18 protein-coding genes are annotated in these 14780 nt (G+C 72.1%); 10 read left to right on the top strand and 8 right to left on the bottom strand.

Annotation, left to right across the window (positions count from 1 at the left end; genetic code table 11):
* Position 1: 1 nt before the first annotated feature.
* Positions 2-1693: an acetolactate synthase gene (locus ABD091_RS16120; RefSeq protein ID WP_343920283.1), complete on the bottom strand. Its 1692-nt coding sequence runs from the start codon at positions 1691-1693 to the stop codon at positions 2-4.
* A gap of 41 nt (positions 1694-1734) precedes the next feature.
* Positions 1735-2550 (bottom strand): DUF2785 domain-containing protein, encoded by an 816-nt coding sequence (locus ABD091_RS16125; protein ID WP_343920286.1) that lies wholly within the window; start codon positions 2548-2550, stop codon positions 1735-1737.
* 67 nt (positions 2551-2617) lie between these two features.
* Between ABD091_RS16125 and ABD091_RS16130 the strand changes: the two genes are divergently transcribed.
* On the top strand, positions 2618-4081 hold the full coding sequence (locus ABD091_RS16130) for a sensor histidine kinase (protein ID WP_343920288.1): 1464 nt from the start codon (positions 2618-2620) through the stop codon (positions 4079-4081).
* Positions 4082-4095: 14 nt separating this feature from the next.
* Here ABD091_RS16130 and ABD091_RS16135 read toward each other — a convergent pair whose 3' ends face one another.
* The gene (locus tag ABD091_RS16135) at positions 4096-4347 is read right to left on the bottom strand and encodes a WhiB family transcriptional regulator (protein WP_343920290.1); all 252 of its coding nucleotides are present in this window, start codon (positions 4345-4347) and stop codon (positions 4096-4098) included.
* Positions 4348-4605: 258 nt separating this feature from the next.
* Here ABD091_RS16135 and ABD091_RS16140 point away from each other — a divergent pair, with 258 nt between their 5' ends.
* Positions 4606-4992 (top strand): hypothetical protein, encoded by a 387-nt coding sequence (locus tag ABD091_RS16140; protein WP_343920292.1) that lies wholly within the window; start codon positions 4606-4608, stop codon positions 4990-4992.
* A gap of 10 nt (positions 4993-5002) precedes the next feature.
* Here the strand turns inward: ABD091_RS16140 and ABD091_RS16145 are convergent, their stop codons facing one another.
* The 3 genes from ABD091_RS16145 to sodN all read right to left on the bottom strand — a co-directional run bounded on the left by ABD091_RS16145 (position 5003) and on the right by sodN (position 6852).
* Positions 5003-5818: an RNA polymerase sigma factor SigF gene (locus ABD091_RS16145; protein WP_343920294.1), complete on the bottom strand. Its 816-nt coding sequence runs from the start codon at positions 5816-5818 to the stop codon at positions 5003-5005.
* A 1-nt stretch (position 5819) separates the two neighbouring features.
* The gene (locus ABD091_RS16150) at positions 5820-6233 is read right to left on the bottom strand and encodes an ATP-binding protein (RefSeq protein WP_343920296.1); all 414 of its coding nucleotides are present in this window, start codon (positions 6231-6233) and stop codon (positions 5820-5822) included.
* A 217-nt stretch (positions 6234-6450) separates the two neighbouring features.
* A complete protein-coding gene (gene sodN / locus ABD091_RS16155; RefSeq protein ID WP_343920298.1) occupies positions 6451-6852 on the bottom strand; it encodes a superoxide dismutase, Ni in 402 nt (133 codons plus the stop codon).
* Between the two features lie 55 nt (positions 6853-6907).
* Here sodN and ABD091_RS16160 point away from each other — a divergent pair, with 55 nt between their 5' ends.
* From ABD091_RS16160 to ABD091_RS16175, 4 genes are all read left to right on the top strand, one after another.
* Complete coding sequence (locus tag ABD091_RS16160) at positions 6908-7243, top strand: S24/S26 family peptidase (RefSeq protein ID WP_343920300.1); 336 nt, start codon at positions 6908-6910, stop codon at positions 7241-7243.
* A 43-nt stretch (positions 7244-7286) separates the two neighbouring features.
* A complete protein-coding gene (locus ABD091_RS16165; RefSeq protein ID WP_343920302.1) occupies positions 7287-8468 on the top strand; it encodes an NAD(P)-dependent malic enzyme in 1182 nt (393 codons plus the stop codon).
* A 105-nt stretch (positions 8469-8573) separates the two neighbouring features.
* Complete coding sequence (locus tag ABD091_RS16170; protein WP_343920304.1) at positions 8574-9542, top strand: zinc-binding dehydrogenase; 969 nt, start codon at positions 8574-8576, stop codon at positions 9540-9542.
* Positions 9539-10210: an SDR family oxidoreductase gene (locus tag ABD091_RS16175; RefSeq protein WP_343920306.1), complete on the top strand. Its 672-nt coding sequence runs from the start codon at positions 9539-9541 to the stop codon at positions 10208-10210. The genes ABD091_RS16170 and ABD091_RS16175 overlap by 4 nt, the downstream gene beginning before the upstream one ends.
* Positions 10211-10254: 44 nt before the next feature.
* Here ABD091_RS16175 and ABD091_RS16180 read toward each other — a convergent pair whose 3' ends face one another.
* Positions 10255-10884 (bottom strand): TetR family transcriptional regulator, encoded by a 630-nt coding sequence (locus ABD091_RS16180; RefSeq protein WP_343920308.1) that lies wholly within the window; start codon positions 10882-10884, stop codon positions 10255-10257.
* 120 nt (positions 10885-11004) lie between these two features.
* Here ABD091_RS16180 and ABD091_RS16185 point away from each other — a divergent pair, with 120 nt between their 5' ends.
* From ABD091_RS16185 to ABD091_RS16200, 4 genes are read left to right on the top strand one after another with little or no spacing between them, the layout of a single operon-like run.
* Positions 11005-12093: a flavin reductase family protein gene (locus ABD091_RS16185; RefSeq protein WP_343920310.1), complete on the top strand. Its 1089-nt coding sequence runs from the start codon at positions 11005-11007 to the stop codon at positions 12091-12093.
* Between the two features lie 9 nt (positions 12094-12102).
* Positions 12103-13209 carry a fatty acid desaturase family protein gene (locus ABD091_RS16190; protein ID WP_343920312.1) on the top strand — a complete coding sequence of 369 codons (1107 nt, stop codon included), beginning with the start codon at positions 12103-12105 and terminating at the stop codon, positions 13207-13209.
* 9 nt (positions 13210-13218) lie between these two features.
* Positions 13219-13686, top strand: coding sequence for a hypothetical protein (locus tag ABD091_RS16195; RefSeq protein ID WP_343920314.1), 468 nt, complete (start codon positions 13219-13221; stop codon positions 13684-13686).
* 46 nt (positions 13687-13732) lie between these two features.
* A complete protein-coding gene (locus tag ABD091_RS16200; protein ID WP_343920316.1) occupies positions 13733-13957 on the top strand; it encodes a hypothetical protein in 225 nt (74 codons plus the stop codon).
* Positions 13958-13966: 9 nt separating this feature from the next.
* Here the strand turns inward: ABD091_RS16200 and ABD091_RS16205 are convergent, their stop codons facing one another.
* The gene (locus ABD091_RS16205) at positions 13967-14761 is read right to left on the bottom strand and encodes an HAD-IIA family hydrolase (protein WP_343920318.1); all 795 of its coding nucleotides are present in this window, start codon (positions 14759-14761) and stop codon (positions 13967-13969) included.
* Between the last annotated feature and the right edge of the window lie 19 nt (positions 14762-14780).

Genomic DNA, 14780 nt, shown 5'->3' on the forward strand with positions numbered 1-14780 from the left:
CTCAGATGCCGAAGGTGTTCCGCGGGTAGGCCGCCTCGACGTCGGTGATGACGTTGACGAGGTAGGGGACTCCCGAGGCGAACGCGCGGTCCATCGCAGGGCCGATCTGCCGCGGGTCGGTCACCGTCTCGCCGGCGCCGCCGAGCGCCTTCACGACCTCGTCGTAGCGGGTCTGGCCGGCCAGGTCGGCGGCGACGTCGTAGCCGTAGAGCATCTGCATCGGGCCCTTCTCCAGGCCCCACGCCGAGTTGTTGCCGCAGACCATGACGACTGGCAGCTGGTGGCGCACGAGGGTGTCGACGTCCATCAGGGAGAAGCCGGCGGCGCCGTCGCCGAGCAGCAGCACGACCTGCGACGACGGGCGCGCGAGGCGGGCAGCGATCGCCGAGCCGAGCCCGGCGCCGAGGCAGCCGTAGGGGCCGGGGTCGAGCCAGCCGCCCGGGCGCTTCGGCTCGACGAACTTGCCGGCGAAGGACACGAAGTCGCCACCGTCGCCGATGACGACCGCGTCGTCCTCGAGTCGCGGGACGAGCTCGCCGTAGATGCGGGCGGGGTGGATCGGGTCGGCCTCCGCCGTCAGCAGCGCGGAGTCGCGCTCGACCGCGGCCCGGACGGTGTCCTGGAGGCCGGACACCCACGACGACCAGTCGGGGCGGCGTACGACCTGCTGGAGGGCGGACGCCAGCCCGTCGAGGACCAGGGTGAGGTCGCCGCTCAGCGACGCGGCGAGGTCGGCGTGGCCGGACACCTGGCCGGGGGAGTCGGCCACGTGCACCACCTGCGCCGGGGTGCCGCCGTCCTTGCCGCCGAAGACGCCGTAGCCGAGCCGGAAGTCGAGCGGCGTCCCGACGACGACCACGAGGTCGGCGCCGCCGAGCGCCTGGCCGCGGGCCTTGGTCACGAGCAGCGGGTGGCCACCGGGGACGACACCGCGGCCCATGCCGTTGGTGATCGCCGGGACCCCGGTCTCCTCCACGAAGCGCAGCGCTGCCTCCTCGGCGCGGTCGGCCCACACGTCGGTGCCGAGCACGAGCACCGGCCGGGAGGCGTTCGCCAGCAGCTCGGCGACCTCGGAGACGGTGTCGGGGTCGGGCTCCGCGCCGCGGGTCTGCGACACGGTCGGCAGGTCGCCCGAGGCGGAGTTGAAGAACTCGTCCATCGGGACGTCGACGAAGACCGGGCCGCGGTGGGACGACCCGGCGGCGACGAACGCCTCGTGCACCCCGTCGAGCACGCCGTCGGCGGTGTGGATCGTGCGTGCGAGCTTCGCGACGGGCGCGATGATCGGCGGCTGGTCGAGCTCCTGCAGGCTGCCGCTGCCCCAGCGGTTGGCCGGCGCCCGGCCGCCGACGACGACCATCGGGGACCCGGCGAACTGGGCCTGGGCGATGGCGCTGATGCCGTTGGTGACGCCCGGGCCCGCGGTGAGGACGGCGAGGCCGGGGACGCGCGTGAGCTTGCCGGTCGCCTCGGCGGCGAACGCCGCGGTCTGCTCGTGGCGTACGTCGAGCAGCCGCATCGGCGGCTCGGCCTTGACGGCCCCGTCATACATCGGGAACACGTGGGCGCCCGACAGCGTGAACATGGTCTCGACCCCGTGGGCGCGGGCGACGGCGACCGCGAGCTCGCCGGCGTGGCCCGAGAGGCCGGTCGACCCGCTGGTGTCGGTGCTGGAGTCCGTGACGTCGGTCATGCCCGCAGGCTACTCGGCGGTAGGTCGCCGCCGGGAGGGTGTCAGCGAGCGGCGAGGAGGTGGTTGGTCGCCCGCAGCGCGTCGACGGTGGCCAGCACCAGGTCGGCCCGGTGCGGCGGCCGGTCGGGCCCGACGGCCAGCAGCAGGTAGAGCGAGCGGAGCAGCTGCTGGGCGTTGCCGGTCGTCGGCGGCTCCGCGCCCGCCTCGGCGGCCACCCGGGAGAGCCAGGGCTCGACCACCGACATCGGCACCACCCCCCGGCCGAGCACCGCCATCACCGCGGCGGCCATCCGGTCCGGCTCCCCGGCCACCAGGGGTGTCCGGCCCTCGACGACCCGGTCGGCGACGACGTCGAGCAGGACGGTCAGCTCGTGGACCCCGAGGTGGCGCGACCCCGCGAGCGCCCCGATCGCGTCGGCCCCGTGGGCGCACGCGTGGGCCCAGCCCTTGCCCTCCACGAAGCCACGCAGGTCGCGCTCGCGGAGGTACCACCCGACGACCTGGTCGCCCCACCGCAGCACCGTCGTCGCCGGCACCAGCTCCGCTGTCGTGTCGCGCACGACCGCCTCGGCGAGCACCAGCACGCTGAAGGAGCGCCGGAAGACGGTGTCGGTGCCCTCCTCGCCCAGGCCCACCGTCAGGCCCGCGGCCATGCCGTCGCCGAGGCCGGTGAGCAGGTCGTCGTAGACCCCGCGCTCGACCCACGTGGCCAGCGTCGGGTAGGCGATGCCGTCGCGCAGGTCGGCGTCGGGGGAGCCCAGCATCGAGGTGAGCTCCGCGGTCAGCTCGTCGAGCGGTCGGTCGGTCGGGACGTGGAGGCCGTCGTCGATGACCTGTTTCCAGTACGCCCCGGACATGGGCCACATCCTGCCAGCAGGCCCGGCGGGACCTCGAGCGGGTGAGCGAGCGCCTACGCTCGGGCGCATGCCGTCGCTGTCCGAGCTGGTGCGCAGCCACACCGACCTCGATGCCGAGGACGTCGCGTGGCTCCAGCTGATCCAGGCCGACTGGCAGATCGTGGCCGACCTCTCCTTCGCCGACCTGGTCCTGTGGCTGCCCGACCGGGAGGGCCGCGGCTTCTGGGCCGGCGCCCAGATGCGACCGACGACCGGGCCGACCGCCTACGTCGACGACGTGGTTGGCACCTTCGTGCCGACCGGCCGGCGCCCGATGCTCGACGCGGCCTACGGCCAGGGCCGGCTGGTGCGGGAGGGCGATCCCGAGTGGCGCGACCACGTGCCGGTGCGGGTCGAGACCATCCCGGTACGCCGGGCCGGGCGGGTCATCGCCGTGATCGGCCGTCACACCAACCTGCTGGGCGTGCGGACGCCGAGCCGGCTCGAGCTGTCCTACCTCCAGACGGCTGCCGACCTCACCCAGATGATCGCCGCGGGCTCGTTCCCCGCGCCCGGGCAGCGCGGTGACCACGCCGACTCGCCCCGGGTCGGCGACGGCTTCGTCCGGACCGACGCGGGTGGGCGGGTCAGCTACGCCAGCCCGAACGCGCTGTCCCTCTTCCGCCGGCTGGGACTCTCCGGCGACCTCGAGGGCCTCGACCTGGCGGCCGTCACGCGCGAGCTGGTGCCGGCGCGGCGCCGACCCGACGAGGAGACGGTGTCGGCGGTGCTCGGCGGCCGGGTCCACCGCGACACCGAGCTCGGGACCGACGACGTCGCCCTCATCGTGCGCTCCATCCCGCTGCGTCCGCAGGGCGAGCCGATCGGCGCGCTGGTGCTGGTCCGCGACGTGACCGACCTGCGCCGCCGCGACCGCGAGCTGGTGACCAAGGACGCGACGATCCGCGAGATCCACCACCGGGTGAAGAACAACCTCCAGACCGTGGCCGCGCTGCTGCGGCTCCAGGCCCGCCGGATCGGCACGCCCGAGGCGCGGGCCGCACTCGAGGAGGCGGTACGCCGCGTCGGGTCGATCGCGATCGTCCACGAGACCCTGAGCACGGCGGCCGACGAGCAGGTCGCCTTCGACGAGATCGCCGACCGGCTCGGCCGGATGGTGACCGAGGTCAGCGCCGCGGGCGACCGGGTGCGGGTCCTGCGCACCGGGTCCTTCGGCATCCTGCCGTCGGAGGCGGCCACCGCGCTGGCGATGGTGCTGACCGAGGTGCTGCAGAACGCCGTGGAGCACGGCTACGAGGAGGACCAGCCCGGCCGGATCGAGGTCGACGTGACCAAGGGCGGCGGACGGCTCGAGGTCGTCGTCCAGGACGACGGTCGCGGCCTGCCGGCCGGCTTCGACCTCGACGCCTCGACGAACCTCGGGCTCTCCATCGTCCGGACGCTCGTGGAGTCCGAGCTGGCCGGACGGCTGCGGCTCACGGCCTCACCGAGCGGGGGCACCCGCGTGGAGGTCGACGTCCCCCGGCCGTGACCGCGCGCGGCCGATCAGGCGGTGCGGACCCGTGCCCGGGCGTTGCGCCGCTTGAGGGCCCGGCGCTCGTCCTCGCTCAGGCCTCCCCAGACTCCGTGGTCCTGTCCCGCCTCGAGCGCCCACTGCAGGCACTGCTCGCGTACGTCGCAACGCCGGCAGACCTGCTTGGCCTCCTCGATCTGGAGGATCGCCGGCCCGGTGTTGCCGATGGGGAAGAACAGCTCCGGGTCCTCGTCGAGGCATGCGGAACGGTCGCGCCAATCCATGGCTGGGGAATCCCTCTCTTCTGACCTCGGGGGTGGTGGTCGTGGCGGGCTCGCTGGCGCGTGCCGTCGGGGGTGGTGACGGGCAGGCTTGTTACGCGCTTCACGAGCGACTCTCTAGCCTGACAAGAGTTGGATCGTGAAACAACCCCGTAACCGGGTCGGCTCCGTCACACGGCCGCCCCGTAGTCTGGCGGTCGTGCCCAGTGAGATCAAGGGGTGGACCGCAGGTCTCGCCACCGGTCCGGTGACGAGGTGGACGTGAGCGACCGGATTCCGAACCCGCCGCCTCTCGTCGTCGCCGCATCACTCGCCGCGGTCGAGGGCGTCCTGCTGTTCCTCTACGGCGTGCTGGAGCTCGTCAGCATCAGCGGCGGCCGGGTCACGATGGGCGTCACCACCGCCGCCTTCTTCCTGGTCTACGGCGCCTTCCTGGCGTTCTGCGCCCGCCAGCTGCTCCGCCGCGCGTCGTGGGCGCGCGGGTTCGTGATGATGGCGCAGATCGTGCAGCTCGGGGTCGCCTGGAGCTTCCGCGGTGAGAGCACGACGTGGCTGACGGTCGTGCTGACCGTGGCCGCCGTGGTGACCGGTGCTGGTCTGCTCCATCCGGCGTCCGTCGACGCGCTGGCGGACGACCCCACCCGCTGAGGTGGGCCCCTCAGTGGGGATCGTGCAGCGACGCCCGCAGCTCCGACAGCGTCCGTGTGAGCAGTCGGGAGACGTGCATCTGGGAGACGCCGATCTGCTCGGCGATCTCCGACTGGGTCTGGTTGCGGAAGAACCGGAGCAGCAGGATCTTCTTCTCCCGCACCGGCAGCGCGTCGATGAGCGGCTTGAGGGACTCGCGGATCTCGACGTGCTCGAGGTCGGCGTCGTCGGTGCCGAGCGCGTCGACGAGGCGGCCGGCGCTGTCCTCGTGGTCGTCGCCGGCATCGAGGGACAGGGTCGCGTAGGCGTTGTTGGACTCCAGGCCCTCGACGATCTCCTCCACCGAGCAGCCCACCCGTTCGGCGAGCTCGCGTGGCGTGGGGGAGCGGCCCAGCTGCTGGGTGAGCTCCGCCGTGGCTCCCGAGATGTGCAACCGCAGCTCCTGGAGCCGGCGCGGCACCCGGATCGCCCAGCCCTTGTCGCGGAAGTGCCGCTTGATCTCGCCCACGATCGTCGGGGTCGCGTAGGTGGAGAACTCCACCCCGCGACCGGCGTCGAAGCGGTCGATGGCCTTGAGCAGGCCGATGGTCCCGACCTGGACGAGGTCCTCGTGGAGCTCCCCGCGGTTGAGGAACCGGCGGGCGCAGTGGTGGACCAGCGCCAGGTGGAGGTGCACGAGCCTCTCGCGGGCAGTCTCGGACGCAGCACTGTCCACGCCACCGTGGAGGACGGCGAAGAGCTCGGCGGTGAGGACCCTGCTCTCCTCGGAACCGGCAGTCGGTGCGTCCCCCGTCGCACCGGCGTCCCGGTAGCTGTCGGCCGTCATGTCACAGGCTTGGCTCCAGCGTCTCGGCCTGCATGGACAAGGTGACGAGGAGGCTGTCACCGACGACCTCGGCCACGGCACCCGGCGCCAAGGTGTCGAGGACCTGCCAGGCGAAGCTGTCGTGGTCGGGCTGGCTCAGCTCGGAGCCGTTGATCGTGACCCGCACGGTGAGCCGACCGGGCGAGAGGAAGAACTCCGCCACCAACGGGCTCGCCGGATCGGCATCGGGCAGCACGAGCGCGCACGCCTCGCCGACCGCGATCCGCAGGTCCTCGATGTCGTCGATGGTGAAGTCGAGGCGGGCGGCCAGGCTCGCCGTCGTCGTACGCAGCACCGAGACGTAGGCGCTGTCGGCGGGCAGCCGCAGCTCGACGTCGGCGCGCTGGCCCTCCTCGGGTGTCCCGGCGACTGGCATCGGCGGACGCACACTCCCTCTGGCTCGCTCGGCTGGCTTGCTCTGTTGCCTCGGGTCCGACACTAGTCGGGGCCGGCCGCCATGTCTGGCAGCCGGCCCCAACTCTGTGCACTGACGACCGTCGCTCGTGGTTGCGGTGCCACGGTCGCGGCTTCGCGGGCTCAGCCGCGCTTCCGACGGCGAAGGCGTGGTCTCGCACGGCTCCGCCGGGCGAGGATCACGCCTTCTTGGTCTCCCAGAAGATCTCCGCGATCTCGTCGATCTTCGCGAGCAGCTCGTCGGCCTTGGCCGCGTCGAGCTCGCCCTTCGTGCCGGTCGCGCCGGCCAGCTTGGTGGCCTCGTTGACCAGCGTGTGGAGCTGCGGGTACTTCTCGAAGTGCGGGGGCTTGAAGTAGTCGGTCCACAGCACCCACAGGTGGTGCTTGACCAGCTCGGAGCGCTGCTCCTTGATGAGGATCGCGCGGGTGCGGAAGTCGGGGTCGTCGTTGTCGGCGACCTTCGCGATGATGGCCTTCACCGACTCGGCCTCGATGCGGGCCTGCGCCGGGTCGTAGACACCGCAGGGGAGGTCGCAGTGCGCAGAGACCTCGAGGGTGCGGGTGAACAGCGTGTCGAACATCGTCCGTGTGTCCTATCTGCTGGAGAGCTTCTCGTCGGCTGCGACACTACTCCGCGTGTCATCACCCCTGCAGGTGGGCCGGATCCCGGTCGGCTGGGCCGTCGTCCGTGGCGAGTCGATGGCGCCGGCGCTCGCCGAGGGCGACCGGTTGCTGGTCCGCTACGGCGCCGCGGTGCGTCCGGGGCGCGTGGTCGTCGCCCGGTTCGCCGACGGGACCATCGCGGTGAAGCGCGCGGTCGAACGGCGTACGACGCGCACCGGTGAGCCGGCCTGGTGGCTGCTCGGCGACAACCCCGACGGCGTCGACTCCCGGCACCGGGGCCCGGTTGCCGAGGCGGACGTGCTCGGCGTGGCCGTGGCCCGGGTGTGGCCCAGGCCACGGCCCCTCTGAGACCCCCTGCTCACCGGGCGGGCGTTGTGCAAGGGTGAGCGACGTGGCAGACCAACTCGCGCACCCGTTCGCCGGCGACCCGGTCTTCGACCTCCACGTCGGGGGCAAGACCGAGATCCGTTCGACGGTGCCGCTGGTAGGCCGCGACGACCTCTCGCTGGCCTACACGCCGGGCGTCGCGCGGGTGTGCGAGGCGATCGCCGAGGACCCGTCCATGACCCGGCACTACACCTGGGTCCCCAACACGGTGGCGGTCGTCACCGACGGCACCGCGGTGCTCGGGCTCGGTGACATCGGACCCGCCGCTGCCATGCCGGTCATGGAGGGCAAGGCGGTCCTCTTCAAGCAGTTCGGTGGGGTCGACGCCATCCCGATCTGCCTCGACACCACCGATGTCGAGGAGATCATCGAGACCGTCGTGCGGCTCGCGCCCAGCTTCGGCGGCGTCAACCTCGAGGACATCTCCGCGCCCCGCTGCTTCGAGATCGAGTCACGGCTCAAGGCCCTGCTCGACATCCCGGTCTTCCACGACGACCAGCACGGCACCGCGGTCGTCGCGCTCGCGGCGCTCAAGAACGCGCTCCGCCTCACCGACCGCGATCCCGCGACCACCCGGGTCGTGGTGCAGGGCGCGGGGGCCGCGGGGGTCGCGGTGGCCCGGATCCTGCTCGAGGCGGGCATCCCGGACATCGCCGTTCTCGACCGCCAGGGCGTGCTCAACTCCGAGCGCTCCGACCTCACCCCCGTCAAGCGTGCCCTCGCCGTCGACACGGCCGACGTCCACGACCGACGCGGAAGCCTCGCCGACGTGATGGCCGGCGCCGACGTCTACATCGGCGTCTCGGGCGGCACCGTGCCCGAGGAGATCGTGGCCTCGATGGCGCCCGACGCCATCGTCTTCGGCCTCGCCAACCCGCACCCCGAGGTCCACCCCGAGGTCGCCCACAGGTACGCCCGCGTCGTCGCGACCGGGAGGTCGGACTTCCCCAACCAGATCAACAACGTGCTCGCCTTCCCCGGCATCTTCCGCGGCGCCATCGACGTCCATGCCACCGCCATCACCGAAGGGATGAAGGTGGCCGCCGCCGACGCCCTCGCCGCTCTCGTCGGCGGCGAGCTGGCCGAGGACCACGTCGTCCCGTCGCCGTTCGACGAACGCGTCGGTCCGGCGGTGTCCGCCGCCGTCGCCGAGGCCGCCCGCCGGGACGGGGTCGCGCGCGCCTGAGGGGTCTCGACACCGCCGTCGCGACCTCGCACGCGCGGTCGCGGGCGGAGCTCGACCTGGCCTCCCCTGACGGGCACGACTCCATCGTGCCCGTAAGGTCGGCTCATGCTCTCCGTCTACGCCGAGAAGTTCTCGTCCGACGACCCGCTGTCCGGCCTGGTGGTGGGGGAGCGGCCCGACCCGGAGGTCCCCGACGGGTGGACCACGGTCCAGGTGAGGGCCGCGTCGCTCAACCACCACGACCTGTGGTCGCTGCGCGGTGTCGGGCTGAAGGAGGAGTCGCTGCCGATGATCCTCGGCTGTGACGCGGCGGGCCTCGACGAGGACGGCAACGAGGTCGTCGTCCACGCGGTCATCAGCGACCCGTCGTGGTCGGGTGACGAGACCTTCGACCCGAAGCGGTCGCTGCTGTCCGAGCGCCACCAGGGCACGTTCGCGGAGAAGGTCGCCGTCCCGCGCCGCAACGTGGTCCCCAAGCCCACGTCGCTGTCGTTCGAAGAGGCTGCCTGCCTCCCGACGGCGTGGCTGACGGCCTACCGGATGCTCTTCACCCAGGGCGGCCTCAAGGCCGGGGACACCGTGCTGGTCCAGGGCGCCGGCGGTGGGGTCGCCACGGCACTGATCACCCTGGCCCGCGCGGGCGGCCTGAGGGTGCTGGCCACGAGCCGCGACGAGGCCAAGCGTGCCCGCGCGCTCGAGATCGGCGCCCACGAGGTGTTCGAGTCGGGAGCCCGGCTGCCGGTCAAGGTCGACGCGGTCATGGAGACCGTCGGCCGCGCGACCTGGTCACACTCGATCCGCTCGCTGCGCCCGGGTGGGGCGATCGTCATCAGTGGCACCACCAGCGGTCCGAAGCTCGACGACGCCGAGCTGACCCGCATCTTCTTCCTCCAGCTGCGCGTCGTCGGCTCGACGATGGGCACCCGCGACGAGCTGGCCTCCCTGGTCACGATGCTCGACGCCACCGGCACCCGGCCGCTGCTCGACCGCACCCTGCCGATGGAGCAGGCACGCGACGGGTTCGCGGCCATGGCGGACGGCGACGTCTTCGGCAAGATCGTCTTCACTCGATGACTCACCTGCTCACGGGGGCCGGGTCCGGCATCGGCGAGGACCTCGCCCGACGGCTCCTCGCGCGCGGCGACGACGTCGTGGCGATCGCCCGCTCGGACCAGCGGGCCGCCGAGCTCGCGGAGTCCCTGCCCGGCGTACGCACGCTGGTCGCCGACCTCGCCGACCCGGGGTCGCTCGACGGCCTCGAGCTCCCCGACCGCCTCGACTCGCTCGTCCACTCGGCCGGCGTGGTCGAGCTCGGCCCGGTGGCCGAGCTGACGGCCTCGGCCTGGACGTCGCAGCTCCAGGTCAACCTGGTCGCGCCCGCGGTGCTGACCAGGCTCGCGCTCCCCGCGCTGCGCGCCGCCCGCGGGACCGTCGTCCTCGTGAACTCGGGTGCGGGCCTGGTGGCCCATCCCGAGTGGGGCGCCTACGCCGCGTCGAAGCACGGCCTCAAGGCGTTGGCCGACGCCCTCCGGGGCGAGGAGCAGCAGCACGGCGTCCGCGTCACCTCGGTCTACCCCGGCCGCACCGCCACCGCGATGCAGGAGGAGGTCCACGCCCACGAGGGCAAGGACTACGACGCCGCCGACTGGATCCGCCCGGAGACCGTGGCCGAGGCGATCGTCGGTGTGCTCGGCCTCGGCCCCGACGCGACCCTCACCGACCTGACGCTCAAGCCGCGCTGACCCGGCTCGCTGGCGGTCGCACGCCGGGCCCGGGTCGGCTGCAGCTAGCTCGTCGCGCCGCCGGAGCGCCAGCTGAGGGCTCCGATGAGCACCATCCGCAGCTGACGTCGCGCGCGCTCGACGAGCTGTTCCTCGGCATCGCCGCGGACGACGACGAACTGCTCGCCGAAGGCGACCATCTGGGTGACGATCAGGTTCGCCAGCACCTGGAGGTCCTCGCGGGTCCAGGTGTCGGTGCCGGGGAGCAGGGCGAGATCGGCGGCGAGCTCGCGCTCGAACAGTTCGAACTGGTGACGGATCTCCTCGCGCACCACCGTCGGCCCGGCCCCGCGCTCACGGGCGATGAAGGCGAAGTGCGCGCGGTGCTCGCGGGCGTGGGCGGCGACGACGTCGATGGAGTTGTCGATGATCCAGTTGAAGGCGGGGGCGCCCTGCCGCACCTCCCGGAGCATGCCCCGCAGCGACGCGAAGGACTCGTCGACCAGGGCCAGCCCGAGGTCGTCGAGGGAGTCGAAGTGGCGGTAGAACGCCGTCGGCACGACGCCGACCTCCTTGGCGACCTGTCGCAGGGAGAGGGCGGCCAGGGTCTGCTCGCCCGCCAGCCGCAGCGCGGCGTCGAGGATGGCCCGCCGGGTGCGCTCCTTGCGCTCCCCGCGGGGCGTGGTCTCGCTCACGGTTACTCATGCTAGTGGTGCACATGTGTGCACCGACACGTCCGCATCCCCTTGACCGTCTGCGGCTCGTTCTGGATCGTAGTGGGTGAACAGGTGTGCACTCGATCTCAGGAGGGCAGCATGGGACTGACCACCACCCTGCTCCGCTCGCGCGCCGTCGCGGCGCTGACCTCGCCCCACGGCGTCGACCGCTACCTCGAGCAGGTCAACCCCCTGTGGGCCGCCCACGAGGTGCGCGCCCGGGTCGTCGACGTCCGCCGCGAGGTCGACGTGCCCGGCCACCCGCCCGTCGCCACGATCACGCTGCAGCCGACCAGCACGTGGCAGGGCCACCGGGCCGGCCAGCACGTGCAGCTGGGCGTCGAGATCAACGGCTCCCGTCGTACGACCCGGGTGTTCTCGATCTCCAGCCCCGACTCCCGGGCGGGGGACCGATTCACGATCACGCTGCGCGCCAACCCCGACGCCCCTGACGGGCAGAGCGTCTCCCGCTACCTCGTCGAGCGAGCCACCCCCGGCACGATGGTCCACCTCAGCCAGGCCGAGGGCGACTTCGTGCTCCCCGACCGCGTCCCCGAGCACGTCGTGATGATCTCCGGCGGGTCCGGCATCACGCCGGTGATGTCGATGCTGCGCTCGCTGCAGCGCCGCACCCACCGTGGCCGGGTCACCTTTCTCCACTACGCGCAGAGCCCCGACCACCAGATCTACGCCGACGAGCTCGCGACGATCCGCAGCTCGGGCCACGGCATCGACGTCCACCTGCTCCACCCCGAGCTCGGCGACCCGGCGCTCTCGCCCGCGTGGCTGGAGCGGCTGGTGCCCGGCTACCGCGACGTGCCGACCTGGGCCTGCGGGCCCGCGCCGCTGATCGAGGCCGTGCAGGCGGCGTACGACGGGAGCGAGGCGCTGCAGGTCGAGTACTTCAAGCCTCCGCGCGCCGGCTCCGTCGACGCCGAGGGCGAGGTCGAGTTCAGCCGTTCCGCGAGGTCCGCGCCCAACTCAGGCGCCTCGCTGCTTGAGCAGGCCGAGGCGCTCGGGCTGAGTCCGGAGTCCGGCTGCCGCATGGGCATCTGCTTCTCGTGCGTCTCGCGCAAGAGCGAGGGCACCGTCCGCAACGTCCTCACCGGCGAGGAGAGCTCTCTGCCCGACGAGGACATCCGTATCTGCGTCAGCGCCCCCGTGGGCGACTGCACCGTCGACCTCTAGGAGGCACCGATGAAGACGAACACCACCGCCCTGACCGACGAGCAGCTCGAGCAGCTCGGCGAGGAGCTGGACGCGATCCGGCAGCGCGTCATCGCCGACCTCGGCGAGGCCGACGCCGCATACATCCGCAAGGTCGTCAAGGCCCAGCGCGCCTTCGAGGTCGCCGGCCGTGCCCTGTTCTACCTCCCGCCGGCCTGGCCGCTGGCCGTCGCCTCGCTGTCGGTGTCGAAGATCCTCGACAACATGGAGATCGGCCACAACGTCATGCACGGCCAGTACGACTGGATGGGCGATCCCGGCCTCAACTCCCGGATGTACGAGTGGGACAACGTCTGCCCGAGCGAGCAGTGGAAGTACTCCCACAACTACATCCACCACACCTACACCAACATCCTCGGCAAGGACCGCGACATCGGCTACGGGATCCTGCGCATGGACGAGGACCAGAAGTGGCACCCCTACTACCTCGGCAACCCGCTCTACGCGTTCCTGCTGATGATGTTCTTCGAGTGGGGCGTGGCGATGCATGACCTCGAGGTCGAGAACATCGTCACGGGCAAGCGGACGATGGAGGAGAACAAGGCTCTCCACGCCGGCATCATGCGCAAGGTCAAGCGGCAGGCCCTCAAGGACTACGTGCTGTTCCCGCTCCTGACCGGACCGTTCGCGCCGCTGACGCTCGCCGGCAACGCGACCGCCAACCTGGTCCGCAACGTCTGGGCCTTCAACATCATCTTCTGCGGTCACTTCCCGGCCGGCGTCGCGACGTTCTCGGAGGAGGAGTGCGAGGACGAGTCGCGCGGTCACTGGTTCTACCGCCAGCTCCTCGGGTCGGCCAACATCACCGGTGGCCGTCTCTTCCACGTGATGACAGGCAACCTGTCCCACCAGATCGAGCACCACCTGTTTCCCGACCTCCCGGCGCGCCGCTACCCGGAGGTGGCCGGGGAGGTCCGCGAGATCTGCGAGCGCTACGGGCTGACCTACAACACCGGTCGACTGAGCGGCCAGCTGTTCAGCGTGGCCCGGAAGATCTGCCGGATGGCGCTCCCGCCGCGGCGTACGCCGGACGCGGAGCCGCAGGTGGAGCAGGACCTCACGGCGGCCGCTGCCTAGTCTGGGGGGATGCGAGGGGGACCGGTGGCCGCCGCCGTGGCGATGCTCGTGCTCGCCGCGTGCAGCGGTCCCGACGCCGCCCTCGTCGAGGACCTCGAGGCCACCGGCCTCACCCTCCACGCGCCGGACCTCCGCGGCAGCGACCCGGTCGCCGTGGAAGCGGCCGACGGGAAGGTCCGCGTCGCCTACGACGAGGACGGCTACGGCCTCTACACCCTCGAGATCGCGCCCGCGCCGGTCGGCGAGCTGTGCCGGGGGATCGACTTCGAGCGGGGGAGCAGCTGCGACGGCGACGAGGACACCATGGTCGCGAGCTTCGAGGAGATGACGGTCGTGGCCGTACGCCGCGACGACGTCGTGCTCGTGGCCCGTGGCCTGGTCACCGAGGCCGACGCCACCCTGGTCGACGACGCGGTCGCAGCCCTGCGCGAGGCTCCGCAGGTGAGCGCCGCCGAGCTCGCCGGTTCCGTTGCCTGACCCACATCCACTGGCACCCGCCGCCACCGACCACCACACTGGGGACATGGAGCGCTTCACCAAGGGCGAGATCCGCAAGGACGCCGTGCAGAGCACCGTCGAGGCCGCCGCCGGGACCGTCGGGCAGGTGACCTCGATCATCACCACCGCCGTCAAGGACGTCGCCGGGGCCGTCGGCGGCTTCGCGACCGAGCTGTTCGAGATCCGCGACTCCGCCCGCCGGGCGGCCGCCGACTCCGCCGACCCCGCCGACTCCGCCGACGACGCCTGAGGCCCGGTCCTACGGCGCGAACTCCTCGACCAGCGGGACCACGTCGGCGATCGAGTCGACGACCCGCGTGGCCTTGTAGGGGAAGCTCTCGACCTTGTCCTTGGGGGTCGACCCCGAGAGGACGAGCACCGTCCGGATGCCTGCCTCGAGGCCGCTGACGATGTCGGTGTCCATCCGGTCGCCGATCATGACGGTGGTCTCGGAGTGGGCCTCGAGCCGGTTGAGCGCCGAGCGCATCATCAGCGAGTTGGGCTTGCCGACGTAGTAGGGCTGGCGACCGGTCGCGGTCGTGATCAACGCCGCCACGGAGCCCGTCGCGGGCAGCGTGCCGTCGGGGCTGGGACCGCTCGGGTCCGGGTTGGTGGCGATGAAGCGGGCGCCGGCCTCGATCAGCCGGATCGCCCGCGTGATCGCCTCGAACGAGTAGGTGCGCGTCTCGCCGAGGACGACGTAGTCGGGGTCACGGTCGTTGGTCGTGTAGCCGATCTCGTGGAGCGCCGTCGTCAGGCCGGTCTCGCCCACGACGTAGGCCGAGCCGCCGGGTCGCTGGTCGTCGAGGAACTGGGCGGTGGCCAGCGCGGAGGTCCAGATCGCCTCCTCGGGGACGTCGATGCCGGCCCGGGCCAGCCGGGCGCGGAGGTCGCGCGGGGTGAAGATCGAGTTGTTGGTCAGGACCAGGAAGGGCCGCTCGTGCTTCTTCAGCGCGTCGAGGAACTCCGCGGCTCCGGGGATCGGATCCTCCTCGTGGACGAGGACGCCGTCCATGTCGGTGAACCAGGTCTCGACGGGCCGCTTGTTCGTCATGGGCCCATCGTGTCAGAGG

Source organism: Nocardioides aestuarii, assembly GCF_039527245.1.
Taxonomy (GTDB): Bacteria; Actinomycetota; Actinomycetes; order Propionibacteriales; family Nocardioidaceae; genus Nocardioides; species Nocardioides aestuarii.